At 69.6% G+C, this 15,698-nt stretch carries 11 protein-coding genes and 1 pseudogene; 5 read left to right on the top strand and 7 right to left on the bottom strand.

Features of this window, described 5'->3' with window-relative positions:
• The first annotated feature begins 138 nt into the window (after positions 1-138).
• The 3 genes from ACTXG6_RS31275 to ACTXG6_RS31265 all read left to right on the top strand — a co-directional run bounded on the left by ACTXG6_RS31275 (position 139) and on the right by ACTXG6_RS31265 (position 3,390).
• Positions 139-885, top strand: a complete 747-nt coding sequence (locus tag ACTXG6_RS31275) for a DUF5995 family protein (RefSeq protein ID WP_445182999.1) — start codon at positions 139-141, stop codon at positions 883-885.
• A 1-nt stretch (position 886) separates the two neighbouring features.
• Positions 887-2,266 (top strand): hypothetical protein, encoded by a 1,380-nt coding sequence (locus tag ACTXG6_RS31270; RefSeq protein WP_445182998.1) that lies wholly within the window; start codon positions 887-889, stop codon positions 2,264-2,266.
• A gap of 206 nt (positions 2,267-2,472) precedes the next feature.
• Positions 2,473-3,390, top strand: a complete 918-nt coding sequence (locus ACTXG6_RS31265; protein WP_445182997.1) for a hypothetical protein — start codon at positions 2,473-2,475, stop codon at positions 3,388-3,390.
• Between the two features lie 5 nt (positions 3,391-3,395).
• Here the strand turns inward: ACTXG6_RS31265 and ACTXG6_RS31260 are convergent, their stop codons facing one another.
• The 7 genes and pseudogenes from ACTXG6_RS31260 to ACTXG6_RS31230 all read right to left on the bottom strand — a co-directional run bounded on the left by ACTXG6_RS31260 (position 3,396) and on the right by ACTXG6_RS31230 (position 12,315).
• Positions 3,396-3,905 (bottom strand): hypothetical protein, encoded by a 510-nt coding sequence (locus tag ACTXG6_RS31260; protein ID WP_445182996.1) that lies wholly within the window; start codon positions 3,903-3,905, stop codon positions 3,396-3,398.
• A 945-nt stretch (positions 3,906-4,850) separates the two neighbouring features.
• A pseudogene (locus ACTXG6_RS31255) lies at positions 4,851-5,874 on the bottom strand (LLM class flavin-dependent oxidoreductase).
• Between the two features lie 84 nt (positions 5,875-5,958).
• On the bottom strand, positions 5,959-8,871 hold the full coding sequence (locus tag ACTXG6_RS31250) for a BTAD domain-containing putative transcriptional regulator (protein ID WP_445182995.1): 2,913 nt from the start codon (positions 8,869-8,871) through the stop codon (positions 5,959-5,961).
• Positions 8,872-9,014: 143 nt separating this feature from the next.
• A complete protein-coding gene (locus ACTXG6_RS31245) occupies positions 9,015-10,352 on the bottom strand; it encodes an Hsp70 family protein (protein ID WP_445182994.1) in 1,338 nt (445 codons plus the stop codon).
• 124 nt (positions 10,353-10,476) lie between these two features.
• The gene (locus tag ACTXG6_RS31240; RefSeq protein WP_445182993.1) at positions 10,477-10,749 is read right to left on the bottom strand and encodes a DUF4242 domain-containing protein; all 273 of its coding nucleotides are present in this window, start codon (positions 10,747-10,749) and stop codon (positions 10,477-10,479) included.
• A gap of 158 nt (positions 10,750-10,907) precedes the next feature.
• Positions 10,908-11,315 (bottom strand): VOC family protein, encoded by a 408-nt coding sequence (locus ACTXG6_RS31235; RefSeq protein WP_445182992.1) that lies wholly within the window; start codon positions 11,313-11,315, stop codon positions 10,908-10,910.
• Between the two features lie 97 nt (positions 11,316-11,412).
• A complete protein-coding gene (locus tag ACTXG6_RS31230) occupies positions 11,413-12,315 on the bottom strand; it encodes a LysR substrate-binding domain-containing protein (RefSeq protein ID WP_445182991.1) in 903 nt (300 codons plus the stop codon).
• Between the two features lie 126 nt (positions 12,316-12,441).
• On the opposite strand from ACTXG6_RS31230, the gene ACTXG6_RS31225 reads away from it, so the two are divergent.
• Both ACTXG6_RS31225 and ACTXG6_RS31220 read left to right on the top strand, forming a co-directional pair.
• Positions 12,442-13,752, top strand: a complete 1,311-nt coding sequence (locus ACTXG6_RS31225) for a hypothetical protein (RefSeq protein WP_445182990.1) — start codon at positions 12,442-12,444, stop codon at positions 13,750-13,752.
• Between the two features lie 103 nt (positions 13,753-13,855).
• Entirely contained in the window at positions 13,856-15,688 is a 1,833-nt protein-coding gene (locus tag ACTXG6_RS31220; protein WP_445182989.1) for an APC family permease, read from the top strand.
• The last annotated feature ends 10 nt before the right edge of the window (positions 15,689-15,698 follow it).

Raw genomic sequence — 15,698 nt, 5'->3', positions numbered from 1 at the left:
TGACGCGCCGAACCAGGGCGCTGATCGACGCTGGGGACCCAGGCAATCGACCGCGGGAGCGTCATGAGTTCACCCATAGATCTATCCCGAGTGCGCCTCGCGGCTCTGATCCAAGGTCATGAGCTGAAGGGGGCCGACATGGCGGAGAACAGCGACAGCCATCCGGTGATCGAGGCACTGCGGTACCTCCCCAAGGACGTACCCGCCGTGCATTCGGTCATCGACGGTCTGCGGGTCGTCGCCGAGCGGCACACACCTGCGCTCCGGGAGGACGGGCTCGCCTGCTTGACCTACCTGTGCCAGGAGATCACCAGAGAAGTGCGCGAGCGAATCCGGCACCACGAACCGGTCGACACCGGGTTCGTCACCCGGCTGGACCTCGAGTTCGCCACGCGCTACTTCGACGCGGTCTTCGCGGACGCGGCCGGCACCCCGCTGCCGGCGGAGTGGCGGGTGCTGCTGGTCCGCCGGCCCGCTCTGGATGTCGACACGCTGCGGTTCGCGGCGGCCGGGCGGAACGCCAGCATCAGCCCCGATCTGGCGATCGCCCTGCTCGGCATGCGCAGGGCGCTGGGACAACCGTACGGGGAGGCCGAATTCGCCGACTACCAGGCCATCAACCAGGTGTTCGCCGACCACGTCGGCCAGCTCCGGGACCACTGTGAGAGGCGCCTGCAACGAACGCTGGGCGTTGGAGTCTTCGCCTTGGTCGCCAACGCGGTCGGCGACCTCACCGTGGTGTTCGCCAAGGACGCGGCCTGGCACCGGGCGCAGCGCCTCGCGACGCTGCACGACCCGTACCTCGAACTCGACCGGGCTCGGGTCGCGATCGACTGGCAGGTGGCCATGGTGGGCCGCACGGTGCTCGACATTCCGGCGCTGTGACGTGAGCTCCGGATACGGGGTACACCCCGACAACGGCATGCACCCCGACTGCGCACACTGGGAGATCGAGTTCGACAGGTCCGGCGGCCTGGTGGACGACGGAGGGCTTGCTGAGGCAGTGGGGGAGGGCGGCCCTACTGACCTGTTCGTGTTCAGCCCCGGCTGGAACACCGGCCGGGACAGCGCACGCGAGCTGAGCAACGCGATGTTCGGGCTGATCGCCGATGCGCTGCCGCCCGCTCGACGCTCCAGCACCGGATTCGTCACTGTCCTGTGGCCATCGCTGCTGTTCCCCGAGGACGAGCCGACGGCCGACGGGCCGGTACTGACCGGCCCCGCCGCGGCGTGCGGGGCGAGCGGGCAAACTCCGCTGGTGCCGGCTCCGACGCCTTCGACCGGCGCTGAGCTGGTGTCCGCGCTTGCCCCAGCGTTTCCCGAGCAGCGCGACCACCTCGTGCGGATCGGGCAGTTGCTGGACACCCGGCCGCGCGAGATGGGCCGGCTCGCCGAGTTGCACCGACTCGCGTCCTGCCTGGTCACGACGCCCAACCGGGCTGTCGACGACGACGGCGAGTCCATCGCGCGGACAGCTCGCACCCGGGTCGCCCTGGAGTCCCTCGCCATGCTGGCGCCCGGTGCCGGAAGTGGGCTCGGTGATCTGTTCGGCACGCTGTGGGACGGCGGCCGCGAGCTCACCCGGGTACTCAGCTACTACGAGATGAAGAACCGGGCCGGGTTGATCGGCGAGGTGGGGCTCGGTCCGCTGCTCGACCGACTGCACCGGGCCGGTCGCGGCCTGCGGGTGCACCTGGTGGGCCACAGCTTCGGGGCTCGGCTGATCGGGTTCGCCCTGGCCGGGTTGTCGGGCCCGGCCACCCCGGTGAAGTCGTTCGTCGCGGTACAGGGCGCGTTCAGCCACTTCTCGTTCGCCAGTGAGCTGCCGATCGCACCCTCGCGGGCCGGGGCACTCGCCGAGTTCGCCAACCGGGTGGACGGCCCGCTGCTAGCGACGTTCTCCAGCGCCGATCGAGCGCTCGGCTGGTGGTACCCGAACGCCACCGCGCTGGTCGGCCAGCATGACCGAGCCCGCCGCGCCGCCTCGGCGAGAGAGCTCGGGTACCGCTGGGGAGCTCTCGGGCACGACGGCTACCAGCACGGCGAGGTCGTGAGCAGGCGCCTCGAACCAGCGGGTAGCTGGTACGACTGGCAGGCCGGCACCTTCTACCGGATGGACGCGACCCTCGTGATCAACCGAGATCTGTCGTGGCTGGCCGGCGCGCATTCCGACATCCGCAAACCCGAGCTCGCCTGGGCGGCTGTCAGCGCTGCCGGGCTGGGGCGAAGGGCGGGGCACCGGCCCCGACATCGAGCTCTGGCCTGAGCTGGTCCTCCCGGCGGGCCGGCTGGCTGCGTACGGTCGAGCTGCTGGAGCTGGCCGAGGCCGACGCTCGATGGTTCGTGGCGATGAGGCCGGCAATCCAGCACGTCGGATGCGCGGCACCGACGTACCGTTGCCTCCAGCCATCGCACCGGTCACGGACTCGCCGCGGCCGGCAGCGCCGGAGCCCGGCATGGGAGGAGACAGCAGTGTCTACCGATGGGAAAGCCGCGCAACCCCTTGACGAGCTTCAGGAAATGGTAAAAACGCGGGCAGGACGTACTCGCATGCTCGAGCGGATAGACAGGTTTATTACCTACCCTGAGGGTGCGCGAGAGAATATCGAGAAAGCACGCGCGTTAATTCGTGAAGGATATGTGCCGGTACTGTATGCCAATCATCAAAGTCATGCCGACAAGCTGATACTGTCGGGTATTACTCAGAGTTTGGTTCAGCACGGCGCCGACGACCGGGTTTCAGATTTTCTGGTTCCGGTGGCGGCAACAATAGAGAGTGGTGCGCAAGGCGTCTATATACAGAAGCTGATGTCGTTATTCAACCCCTTATACGCGGATAGGGGGTACGGGGCGGACGTAGTATTCATCACAGATAATGATCGGCAGCTGCGGGGGGTTACCGGGAGCAACTCTGAGTCGGTGCGACGACTGATGGGTGCTCCCCGGGACGGGCACGGTCTGGTGATGTTCCCGGAAGCGACGTTGAAGGGTGGAAGGCTGGGCGACGACGGAACTGTGAATGGTATGCGGGAGGTGCTGCCGAGTACGGGGGGTGGGCTCATCGGGTACCCGAAGTTCTGGCTGAACAGAGGGCTGGGCGAGGCTGTCTTCATGCCGATAGGGATAAGTGGCAGCTATCGCCTGTATCCGCCTGATTGGGGACGAAATGAAATCTCGCCGGAAGTGATTGCCGGCATCTTGGGGGATGGGCAGATAGAACCGGCCGTCACCATTTTCGCGGGAAATCCATACACTTATTCCGACCTCAGGAGTGAAGTCGGAGGAGAGCTGGATCATAAGCAGACGAAACACTTGGATCTTATGATGGGCAAGGTTGCCGAGCTGTTGCCAGCCACGGAAAGAGGGTATTACGCCGCGCCCACCGGGTAGGCGGGCTAGCCGGCGACCTGACCCCTCGGCCGGGCCTCGGACCAGCTGTACCCGGGTCGCAGGGCGGGCTCGGAGGGCAGATAGCCCCGCAGTCGCTGCCGCAGGGTGGCCACCTGGGGGGCTGACAATGCAAGGTCCGGGTGGCGTTCGGTGCCCAGCAGACGTTGAGTGCTCAGACTGTGCAGCCACCCGGCGACCGCGGCCGGTTCAGGCAGCAACTGATCGAGAGGGTCCGGGTCGGCCCGGTAGAGGGTTGGACCAATTGTGGGGGGCCCGCCGATGCCGGGGCGGCGGACGAGGTACCACCCGTGATCGATCCGCCAGCCCACCAACCATTCCGGCATGCCGGCCAGGTGAAGGCCGATCTGGACCAGGCCCGGGTCGTGGTCGGTGGCGACGCCGAGGGCGCTGGCGGCGGCCACGACCGCGTCTCTGTATCCCCACACCGCGGGGCCGGCGTACAGGCTCAATTCCTCGATGAGCAGTTCCGACGTCCATCCACCCGCGATGTGCATATCGCCGCTCCCACCAGCCGATGCCAACCTGATCCGCCGGGTACCACCTGCTGGGCGGGTCAAACCCGGAATCGCAAACCTCGCTGGCGGACCGTTGGTGCTGCTCCAAGTGGGTGGGGACCGGCACGGAGCCCCCGCGACCGGCCGAGACTGTCGGTGGCCACTGGGACCGTCAATCCACCGAGCCAGTTGCGGACGGGGAGAGCGAACACCGGGGGAACCATGGCCGACCAGCGCACACCCACCCAGGCGACACCCATCGACCAGGTCCGTGCCCGAGAGTGGCTCGACGCCCTCGGTTCGGGGGCAGATGCTTCCCGCGCTCGAACGACACCGACGCGACCGGTAGCCGCGCGTCTTCCTACCCGGGCGGAACTGCGCGCCGAGATCCGCCGCGCGGGGGTGTTCGGTCGCCTGCGGGACAGGATCCGGGCACGGTAGATCGGGCACGGTAGCTGAGGAAGACCGTCGACGACGTCTGTCAGTTCTGGATCTAGAGGATGTGGTCGGCCGAGCGCGACGTGAGGGTGGGCAGTGGTGGGCTTCTCCCGTCGGGATGCACCGGTCGCGTTCGCTTCGGCCGGGTTGGCGGTGGGCTGGGCGGTTGCGCGCACGTGGCGTGGCGAGCGCGGTGGTCGTCGCCGACCGGACCTACCTTGTCGACGCCGGACACGGCACGGTCCGACCGCCACCGGGCACGAGCTACTCGCCGGCCTGCTCGGGGCGTACGCGCACGAGATCAACATCAGAACCGTGGAGAGCAGCGATCCCAGAGACATCAGCCTCGTTCGCCTACCAGTTCGACACGGAGGACGGAGCGGTCGTCTTCTCCGGAGACACCGGATACTCGCCGAATGTCGCGCGGATTGCCGACGGTGCCGAGATTCTTGTCCACGAGGCCATCGATCTCGATTCGGCTCCCCGGATGCACCGGCACGCCGGACCTCACGCCTGGACAGGCGGCCGCCAACCCAGTGCCGGACCGAGGTGGCTCGCGATGTCGGTGAGGATCTGCAGGTAGTCCTCGGGCGCGAAGCTGAAGGGCAGCGCGAACACGACCTCGCGGACCTGCTGGAAGCCGGCGTGCGCGTACAGCTCCTCGGCGATCCGCGCGGACGGGCCCACGAGGTCCCGGGCGAACAACAGCCGCTGCGGTCCCTGGGGTGACGATCCGCGGGAGCCGGGCGTCGGCGTAGGCCTGGTATTTCGCCCGCTGGGCCGTGGTGGCGCTGTCGGTGGGTACGACGACCAACCCTTGCGAGACGCGGGCGGCCGCACCCGCCGGGTGAGCCGCCCGGAACGCCGCGATGTGCGATGCCTGGATCTCGGCGAACGTCCCCGGCTGTTCGGCCTTGACCACGCTGCTGGTCAGGAAGTTCATCGCGTGCTCGCCGGTCAGGCGCGCCGAGCTGAGGCTCGCGCCGCCGTACCACATCCGGGCGCGCAACCCGGGCGAGTGGGGCTGCACCCGGTCGGAGAACTCCTCGATCCCCTGGGTCCCGGCGAACCCGCTGGCCGGTTCGCCGCCGACCAGCCGCAGGAGCCGGGAGACGCGCTCGTGGCTGAAGTCCTCGGCGTCGGCGGTGTCGGGGTAGAGCGCTTCCCTGACGTCGGCGAAGCGCATGGGCGGACCCACGCTGACGCCGGGGTTCAGGCGCCCACCGGACAGGACGTCGACCGTGGCGAGGTCCTCGGCGAGCCGCAGGGGATTCTCCCAGCCGAGGGGGATCACCGCGGTGCCGAGCTCGATCCGCCGGGTGCGCTGGGTGGCGGCCGCCAACACCGCGACCGGGGAGGAGATGCCGTACTGCAGGTGCCGGTGGCGGACCCAGGCACTGTCGAAGCCGAGCCGCTCGCCGAGCTCGATGACCTCCAGGGTCGTCTCGTGTCCTGGCCCGGGGTCGGCGCTGTCGAACGAGCCGATGGTGAGGAAGCCCAGTTTCTCCAGTGGTTCGGACGGCGTGGGCATCTGGCACTCCTTCGATCAGGTCCCGATCATCATTCTCGATGCCGGACCAGGAGTGCGAGCCGAGGGTGTCCGATCGAGCCGTCTTCAGCTGACGGCGCGGGCCGGTGTGTTGAGTAGTTCGATCATCGCGGCCCAGCTGGGTTGGGGTGGGTCGATCGGTGGCGCGGTGTTGGGCGGGTGGACCGGGAGGTGGTCGCCGATCAGTGCGCCGATCCGTTGGAAGAATCGCGGCGGCATGCCGAGTGTCTCGGCGTGGCGGTGTGCCCCGGCCCGTAGCGCGAGCGCGTCGCTCGAGTTCCCGAGGAGCCCGAGCGCGGGCGCCGCGGTGTCCAGCGCCGCCAGTGCCAGTATCTGGTCCGCGTCGGTCTGGAATGCAGCGAAGGCCTGTCGCAGCTGGATCAGGGCCTGTTGGCCGCGGGACTCCGGGTCGGCGACCGACGCGTTGTCGCGCAGGATGTCCCAACCGAGGAACAGGCGTGCACACCCCGCGGCCCAGGCGTAGCCGCATCGGGTGCCCCGGTCGATGGCCGTGGCGAGGGTCTGCCGTCCCGCCGCGGTGCGCCGCTGCTGGAGCAGGGCGGCACCGAGGGTGAGCTCGCCGCCGGCGATCAGCCAGTCCTGCTCCAGGTGCTGGCCCGCCGCGATCGTCTGCCTGCCAACGTCGCCGGCATCCGCCGCCTGGATTCTGATCAAGTTCGTGGCGAGGTGGAAGAGCGCCAGCCCGTGCAGTGCGCGGTGTGGGTGGTCGTTGCACGCGCTGGAAGCGGCGAAGACGTCGTCGTACCCGCGCCGCACCTCAGCGGGGTCCTCAGGTATCGGTCTCAGCGCGATCTGGGCGAGCCGGGCATGGCCGCGGTCCAGCGGTGCGGCATCGGGCGCTGCCCACAGCGCGGCTTCGAGCAGTCGCAGCGCCTCGCCGCCGTGACCGCCCCGGTGCCAGAACCAGTTGAGCGAACCAACCGTGCGCAGCGCGGCGGCGGGATCGTGCTCCAGGTCGTGGTCGACGGCGGCCCGCAGGTTGGGCATCTCGAGGGTGAGGTTCCGCATGGCGTCCCCCGCCCGCGCGGTGGTGAACTCGGCGACCCGGCGTTCCACCAGATCGCGGACCCAGTCGGCGTGGACCTTGCGGGTCGTGGCCGGGTCGGAGTCGTGATCTCGGCAGTAGGCACGCACGGTCCGCAGCATCCGGTAGCGGCTGGGGACCGTGGTGGTGTCGGCGATGAGCACGGAGCGGGTGACGAGGGTGGACAGCGAGTCGATCGTCGGGGAGTCGGTGGTCCGCACCGCCTCGGCGGCCTCGAGCGTGAACCCGCCTTCGAAGGGCCACAACCGGCCCAACAGCGCGCGGTCCGCGGCGTCGAGTTGGTCGATGCTCCAGGCGATGGCGGCGCGCAGAGTGGCATGTGGGGTCAGTGAGCCGCGTGGGACGGCGCCGAGCAGGCTGAACCTGTCGTCGATCCGGTCGGCGATCTCCCTGAGGCTCATCACCCGTGTCCTGGCCGCCGCGAGCTCGATGGCCAGGGGCAGCCCGTCGAGCGCCGCGCACACCTGCTCGGCGTAGGTGTGCTCGGTCGCCGAGGGCGTCCAGTCGGGCAGCTTCGCCCGTATCCGATCGAGGAGCAGTGTCACCGCCGGCGCCTCTGCCCCGTCGTCGGTGTGAGTGGGCAACGGCTGCACCGGCAGCAGGATTTCCCCGTCGAGGCCGAGTGCCTCCCGGCTGGTCGCCAGGATCCGCACCCCGCGACAGTGTTCGAGCAGCCGCTGGGTGAGGTCGGCGACCGGGGCGACGAGGTGCTCGCAGTTGTCCAGGACCAGCAACCCCGTGCGTGCGGTCAGCGCGCGGACCAGTGTCAGTTGCGGATCGTCACCCAGGTCGGTCGCACCCACCGCGGCAGCCACCGCGTGGGTCAGCACGCCCGGCTGGGCGACATCGGCCAACCGTGCCAACCACGGACCGTCCGAATCCGAACGGGTCGCCAGGTGCTCGATGGCCAGGCGAGTCTTGCCCACGCCGGCGGGCCCTACCAAGGTCACCAGCCGGTGCTGCCGCACCGCCTCGGCAACCGACTCCAGGTCTCGTCCACGGCCGAAGAACGACGACAACGGCCACCCCAGCCCGGCGAGGCCGGGGTCGGCGACCGTCGACCCGGTGACCGGAACCAGCAGCGTTGCGTCCTGGTCCAGCACCTTGCGTTCGAGCTCCCGCAGCCCGGGGCCCGGATCGATGCCCAGTTCCTCGGCGAGCTGAGTGCGCACGCGACGCAGCGCCGACAGCGCTTCCCCTTGGCGCCCGGCCCGGTAGAGCCCGAGGATCAGCAGCTCCCAGAGACTCTCCCGGTACGGGCTCTGCCGTACCGCGGCCTCCAACTCGATCACCGCACCGGGGTTGTCCCCGGTGGCCAGGCGAGCCGCAAGCCGCTCTTCCACCGCGCTGTCGCGCAGACCGGTCAGCTCGTAACGGGCCGCCTCGATCTCCGCGGAGTCGCCCAGATCGGCATACGGCTCGCCCCGCCACAACGCGAGCGCCTCGGTCAACGTCTGCACCGCCTCAACAGCTCGGTCAGCCGCCGCAAGCTCGCGCCCCAGCTCGACCTGGCGGGTGAACCAGGCCACATCGGTCGCATCGGGCGCAAGCCGCAACGCATATCCCGATCCCTGCCGGCGCAGCGCCGTCCGCCCCGGCTCGCCCAACGCGCGGCGCAGTCGCGAGGTGTACGCGCGGAGCGCCGCGGTGGCCTGCAGCGGCAGCGGTCTGTCCTGGCCCCACACCAGCTCGGCCAGACGGTGATCGGAGACCGCCGCGCCCCGCGCCGCGATCAGGGCGGTCAACAGCCGTCGCGCCAGTGGCCCGCCCAGATTCACCCGGCGCCCCCCGGCCTCGACTTCGGTCGACCCGAGGACCCTGAAAACCCCGCCGACCGGGGCGTGGTCGTGCGGCCGGTCGAGTGCGAGCGGCGCGGAGGGGCCATTCGACGGCGGTTCGGTGCGTACGTCCATCGGCTACCGGCCCCCTGGGTCGAGTTCTGTGACACTCGCCGCGCGCCCGGCGCCTGACGCGCAAGCTAAGACACTAGACGTCTGACGACTATGCGACAACCCTGAGCGGTACCTCAGGAGCTCGCCGTGCCGGCTCCCGACCGCTACACGATCACCAGAATCGCCACCAGAACGACCATCGCGATGCTCAATGCCAAGACCCAGTTCCGGGTGTTCGGGGGCGCCGCATGGGCCGGGGGAGAACCGGCGGGCAGGTCCCGCTTCAGAGGCTGGACCGCTTCCGTCGCCACCGACGCCCGGACCCGCCCGCTGGTCGCCACCGCGGTCGGCTCGGCCTTTGGGGCGGAGGTGATCCCCGGGGCCACGGTGGCCGAGGTCGGTCCGACGCGGTGCCGCCGGAGGGTCGTGGCGGCGGCGCCGAGCGCAACCGTGAACTTGGGGTGGGTATCCACCAGGGTCCGACACCCGAGCTCCTGGCCGACCAGTTCCGCCACCAGCGGTATGCGCGAGGACCCTCCGACGAGCAGCACGGCGCTGAGGTCCGATGGTTCCAACGTGGCCGCGCGCAGGGTGCGAACCAGTGCCTGCGTGGTCGACTCGATGGGGCCGCGCACCATGCCTTCGAACTCGGAGCGGGTCAGGGTGACCTCGAAGTGTCGATCCGGCAGGAAGACCGGGATGGTGGTTTCGGTGTCGTGTGACAGCGATTCCTTGGCCAGCACGCAGTCCTGCCGCAGCCGTGCGACAGCCCGGGCGGTGTGCGGATCGGTCATGTCGAGCGCGTCGAGTGCGCCGCCCGTGCTGTAGTTGACGTATTCCAGGACTGACTCGTCGAAGTCCGCGCCGCCGAGCCGTTCAATTCCCTCCGGGTGGCCCAGGATCTCCACGCCGTCCGGACCGCCGCGCAGAACAGTGGCGTCGAAGGTACCCCCGCCCAGGTCGTACACACCGACGATCTGTCCGTCGTGCAGGTATCGGGCAGCCGCGTAGTGGGCGGCCGCCGCCGCGGGCTCGGTGATCGTCACGGTGTTGCTCAGGTCTGCGTCGCCCAACTCGGCGTTGCCCAACTCGGCGATGGCCGGGACCTCCTCGAACAGTCCTCGGCGGAACGGGCCCCAGTTGGCCGGGTGGGTGAGCACCACCTGCTCCGGCGGTTCGCGTTCGAGTTTGATCACCTGGCGCAGTACGTCACGCAGCAAGGCGCCGAGCAGTTCGGTGACCGCGAAGGACTCGTGGCCGAGCTTGATCGGTGTCGGGTCGCCGAGACGGCGCTTGAACTCGCGGCCGACCCGGTCAGGTTCGGTGATCGCGCGCCGACGGGCCGCGTCCCCGGTGCTGATGGTCCCGTCCTCAGCCAGGTAGACCAATGCCGGCGCAACCACGGACTGAGCGGACAAGGACACCATTCCGACCCCTGAGCGGCGTGCGATCGCCGCCGCTACAAACGTGGTGCCGAGATCCACACCGAGGCTGTACGGCAACGGGCCTCCTCCTGGGTCATCGAGCCCGCCCCGTCGCGCGCGCGGATCGACTGCCGCCGGCGGCAGTCGATCCGGGTGAGGGTCCGGTGCCAGCCGCCGTCCCGGTGGGAACCGGTCGTTGGGTCTAGCGGCCGCCGGTTGTGGGGTCGATGGTGCGGGCGACCTCATGAACCGCGTTGGCGGGGAACCCGCCCTCCTTCGCGTGCTGACGGATGCGCTCCGCATCGGGAGCGACGTAGACGCAGAAGATCTTGTCGTCGACCACGTAGCTATGCACCCATTGTACGTCCGGCATTCCCGTCAGCACTCGATTACTCGTCTCGCTGATTCCGTGGATCTCTTCGTCGGACAGGGACCCGGCGCCGGGGATTTCGCGCTCGATCACGTATTTCGGCATGCGGCGACGTTAACAAGGTGGGAACCGCATAAGCATGCAGTTCTGAAATTCTGTTTTTGCGCTCCTGTGCGGTTCTGTAACTTTTTTGTCACTCGTCTCGGTATCTATTCTGACCGTGTGGCCCGGCCCGGGCCGGGCCACACGGTCACAGCCGCGAGCTACGGGGCGGGCGGGGCCTCCACCACGACGACGTGGTTGCCGTCCGGGTCGCGCAGCATGAACATCAGCGGGGCACCGGGCGTGCGCATCGGCTCCGGATCGATATCGATGCCGCCGACGGCCTTCAGTCGTGCGTGCTCGCCCAGGACGTCCGTTGTCTCCACACCGATCGCGCTGCCGCCGGGCTGACCGCCCCTCGGTGGGTTGAGCGCCAGGCGCGCCCGCGACCCGGGCGGGGCCACCTCGAGCCAGCGCGCCTCGTCGTGCTCACCGAAGCGCATGTCGCCCCGAACCTCGAAGCCGAGCTTCTCGGTGTAGAAGGCGAGGGCCGCGTCCTGATCGGCGACGGTGAACATGACCACGCCGATGTTCGAAAGGGTTGTCGGGGTTCCTGTGGAATCAGTCATGACGGGTAGACCCGGCTCGCACCCGGAACTCATCGGTACTTGGCGGCCCGTGCTGACCTGACCTGAGCGCGGTGTCCCGGCGCACGTGTGACGGCGTTCAGATCTCGTGTCCTCGTCGAAGCATCAATCTCCAGACCGCGTCGACCGCGGGGCGGCCTCGGCTGCTTTCGCGTCGGACGGCGAGCACGGTCTGGTCGGCGCCGGAGATGTTCAGCTGTCGCAGCCGCACCGGCGGAAGCAGCGAGCTCAACTCATCGATGATCGGCATGAAGGAGATCCCGTAGCCCAGGCTGACCAGCGTCGTCATGACCGTGTAGTCACTGCTGCGGTGCACGACGTGCGGTTCGAATCCGGCGTCCCGGCAGAGTCGGGAGAGGTAATGGGTGACCGTTTCGCCGGCTATCCAGTTCTCCGAGCGCAGCTCCGTGATGTCGATCGGGCCCGATGTCTGGTGCAGGCGGTGGTCCGGGGGCAGCACCAGGAGCCAGTGGTCGGTGTAGAGGGGCTCGTGATGAAGGGCCTCCGACGGGTGCGGCGGGGCGTGGTGTTGGTACGACGGCACGACGGCAAGATCGAGCTCGCCGGTCTGTACGGACGCGAGCGCGGAGGCGGCCAGGGTCTGGGTGCTCTCCAGGACCACGCCCGGGTATTCGTCCCGCAGCTCGCCCAGCAACCGGGGCAGAATCCGCAGCGCGGCGGTCTGGAAGAGCCCGACCCGGACCCGGCCGGCCACCGTGGTGCGAGCCTGTTCGATGACGGCGTCGGTCGTCTCGATCTCCTGTTGCAGTCGTTGCGCACACGCCGCGAGAGCGACCCCGGTCTCGGTCAGCCGCAGCCGGCGTCCGATCCGTTCGGTGACTGGTACGCCGACCTCACGCTCCAGAACGGCTAGCCGATGGCTGGCGGCGGAGTGGCTCAGGTAGAGCGCGTCGGCCGCCGCGGCCAGGGTCCCTCGCAGGTTGAGCTCGTGGAGCAGCTGTAAGCCTCGTACATCCGCCATAGTTGCAATTTACTCATCTATTGGGGTCAATAACATGAGCTTGTTTCAAGTCTGAGTGGCTGCTTGTGTGGAGGTGGACCGACCGAACGGCACATCGAAGGAGCGATCAGGGCAGTGACAACAGCAGTGACAACAGCAGTCCAGGGCAAGACAGGCGACATGCCCTACGCCGCGGGAAGCATCCTTCGCGGCACCGCCGATCATGTGGCGAAGTTGAGCGAGGCATGGCGCGTTATTCGCGAGCGGCACGCCCGGGGGCTCCCGTTGCACAACGTCAGCGGTCTGGAACGCGGGTTGCACCTGCCCGACGACCTCTCGCCGTGGGTGCTCGACGACGAATGGGCGGGGGCGCTCTATGGCGAGCCGGTGCGCGCGCTCGGCCTCGAGCATCTCGGCGGGGAGGACGCCGTGCACGACATCGCGGTCACCAACCGCCTGACCGCGGCCATCTACGCCGCCATGCAGGTCACGGTGAGGCCTGGCTCGTCGGTCATCGGGATGTCACCGAGCTACAGCCATCCCTGTGTCCGCCGCGCCGTCCGCGACGCCGGCGGCCGGCTGGTCGAGGTGGTCGGGCTGGCGGCGTTCCGCGCCGCGCTCGATCGGAAGCCCGACGTGTCGGTCGTGGCCCTGACCCGCCTTGCCGTGACCTACGAGGCCATGGCGGAGGCGGACATCCGGGAGGTCGTCCGGCTGGCACACGGGCGCGGAGCCCTTGTCGTCCTCGACGACGCGGGTGGCGCACGGGTGGGGCCCGCGCTGCTCGGCCAGTCCCGCTGCCTTCAGCTCGGTGTGGACCTCGGCGCCACCGGTCTGGACAAGTACGGCGTGCTCGGGCCGCGCGTCGGGCTGCTCGGCGGTCGTGCCGATCTGCTCGCCGCCGCCCGCGCACGCTCGTTCGAGCTGGGCAGCGAATGCCGGCCGGTGCTCTATCCGGCCATCGTGGAGACGCTGCGTGGTTACAGCGACCAACGCGTCCGCGATCTCGTGGCGTCCACCAAGAAGACGGGTGAGGTCCTGCGGGCCCGACTCGGCGACATCGTGGAGAACACGCCGTTCATCTTCAAGCTGACCGGTGAGGCGATCGGAGCCGAGCTGAACCGGCGTTCCGGCGGAGCATCCGCGTCGCTCGCGCCGATCGAGGCGACCGCGACCCTCGCGACCGTCCTGCTCAGGGACCACGGCCTGCTCACGGTCCACTTCGCCGGGCTGCCGCCGGGCACCTCGGCGCTGCTGATCAAGTTCATCTCCGCGCGGACCATGGAGTCCGTCGGTGGCGCGGAGCACTTCGCCGACATGGTCGACGAGGCGCTGACGCGTGCCGCGGCGATCAGCACCGACCTGTCGGCCGTGCGGGCCCTGCTCCTGGGCGAGGCGACGCGCGACGCGCCAGTCGAGGCGCCGACCGCGCGAACCGCCGAACCGATCGGCTCCTGACCGCGCCCATCAGGACTCCGTATAGATCCCCCCGGGACCTCCTCGACCGGGCGCATCATGACCTCGCCGAAGGCAGATCGCCCAGGCGGAGGTGCGGGACGACATGGTGATCACCAGGACGGCGGCATCGCCGGCGCCGGTGGCCAGCGGTGAGGATCGGCATCGACTCGGTGTGCTCACCGGAGTGGCGGCGCTCGGTCTGGATGCGCTGGCATCGTGCGCCTACGGCCCCGAGGCGATCGTGCTGGCGTTGGCCGCCGCGGGGGCGGCCGGTATCCACCTCACGCTGCCGGTGACCTTGCTGATCGTGGCGCTGCTCGCGGTGCTGGTGGCGTCCTACCGGCAGGTGATCGCGGCCTACCCGGACGGCGGCGGCGCGTACACCGTCGCACGGCGCAATCTCGGTCCGGGCGCCGGTCTGGTGGCCGCCGCCTCGCTGGTCGTCGACTACGTGCTCAACGTCGCTGTCTCGGTGGCCGCCGGGGTCGCTGCTCTCACCTCGGCGTTTCCCGCGCTGCTGCCGTGGACATTGGAGCTGTCCCTGGCCGCGCTGCTGGTCGTGGTCGGGATCAACCTGCGCGGCGTGCTGGCCGGTGGCCGGCTGTTCGCGGTGCCCGCGGCGATCTTCGTCGGCGCGCTGGCGGTGCTGATCGTGGTCGGGCTGGTCCGGGGCCACCCGCTGCACCCGCTGCCGGCGCCCAGCCCGGTCACGGTGACCGCCTCGGTCGGGGTGCTGCTGGTGCTTGCCGCGTTCGCGAACGGCTGCGCGGCGCTGACCGGCATCGAGGCCATCGCGAACGCCACCCCGTCGTTCCGGGCCGACCGGGCGGCCCGGGCACGCCGCGCCGAACTGGGCCTCGGTGTCACCCTGGGTGCGCTGTTGATCGGGCTCGCACTGCTCATCCAGTTGTTCGGGGCGCAGCCGACGGACGGCCGGACGCTGCTCTCGCTGCTGGCACAGGGCTCGATCGGCACCGGGCCCGGCTACCTCGTGGTGCAGTTCGCCACGGTCGTGCTGCTGATGGTGGCGGCGAACACGTCCTATGGCGGGTTGCCGGTGCTGCTGGCCAAGCTGGCCGGCGACGGGGCTCTCCCGCACGTGTTCGGGCTGCGCGCCGACCGGCAGGTCTACCGGGCCGGCATCGTGTTGCTGTCCGTGCTGGCCGGCGGGTTGCTGGTGTTCTCCGGCGGTCAGGTCAACGTCCTGGTGCCGCTGTTCGCGGTCGGTGTGTTCGTCGGCTTCGCGCTGTGCCAGCTCGGCATGGTGCGGCACTGGCTGCAACACCGCGGCCCGCGCTGGCGTCCCCGGTTGGCGATCAACGGGATGGGCTGTGTGGCCTCGACCGTCGCCGCCGCGGTGGTCACCGTGGAGAAGTTCACCGAGGGTGCCTGGCTGGTGGTGCTGGTGGTGCCGCTGCTGGTGGCGCTGTTCGCCGCGGTGCAGCGGGCCTACCGGCGGATCGGCGGCGATCTCGGCGTGGACCGGCAGCCGGGGAGTCCGCGCCCGGCGACGTCGGTGGTGGTGGTTCCGGTGGTGGCGATCACCCGGCTGGCCGAGAAGATGCTGTGCACCGCGCTGTCCATGGGGGACCGGGTGGTGGCGGTCCATGTGGTGTTCGGTACCGAGCCCGCCGAGGTGGCCGAGGCCAGGGACTTCCAACGCCGCTGGGTGAGCTGGCAGCCCGATGTGCCGCTGCTGCTGCTCGACTCGGCACACCGGGTGCTCGGTCCGCCGATCGCGCGGTATGTGCGGTCCCTGTCCGAGGAGCACGTGGTTGTGTTGATCGGTGAGGTGCGCCCGGAGCACTGGTGGGAGCGGGTGCTGTTCAACCGGCGCGGGGCCGTGGTGGCCCGCTTCATCGGCCGCAACACCGACGCGGTGGTGTGCGCCCTGCGCTTCCCGCTGCACCAGCCGGAGCGCACCGTGGCCCGGTGAGGCGCTAAGA

It is taken from the genome of Pseudonocardia sp. Cha107L01 (genome assembly GCF_052566575.1).
Note: the sequence above shows the minus strand (reverse complement) of the source record. Positions and strands in the feature narration are given on the sequence as shown.

Bases quoted from the DNA above. Each gene is read 5' to 3' on its own strand.
- ACTXG6_RS31275 (WP_445182999.1), top strand. From the start codon at position 139: ATGGCGGAGAACAGCGACAGCCATCCGGTGATCGAGGCACTGCGGTAC.
- ACTXG6_RS31260 (WP_445182996.1), bottom strand. From the start codon at position 3,905: ATGCACATCGCGGGTGGATGGACGTCGGAACTGCTCATCGAGGAATTG.
- ACTXG6_RS31250 (WP_445182995.1), bottom strand. From the start codon at position 8,871: ATGGACGTACGCACCGAACCGCCGTCGAATGGCCCCTCCGCGCCGCTC.
- ACTXG6_RS31240 (WP_445182993.1), bottom strand. From the start codon at position 10,749: ATGCCGAAATACGTGATCGAGCGCGAAATCCCCGGCGCCGGGTCCCTG.
- ACTXG6_RS31235 (WP_445182992.1), bottom strand. From the start codon at position 11,315: ATGACTGATTCCACAGGAACCCCGACAACCCTTTCGAACATCGGCGTG.
- ACTXG6_RS31230 (WP_445182991.1), bottom strand. From the start codon at position 12,315: ATGGCGGATGTACGAGGCTTACAGCTGCTCCACGAGCTCAACCTGCGA.
- ACTXG6_RS31220 (WP_445182989.1), top strand. From the start codon at position 13,856: ATGGTGATCACCAGGACGGCGGCATCGCCGGCGCCGGTGGCCAGCGGT.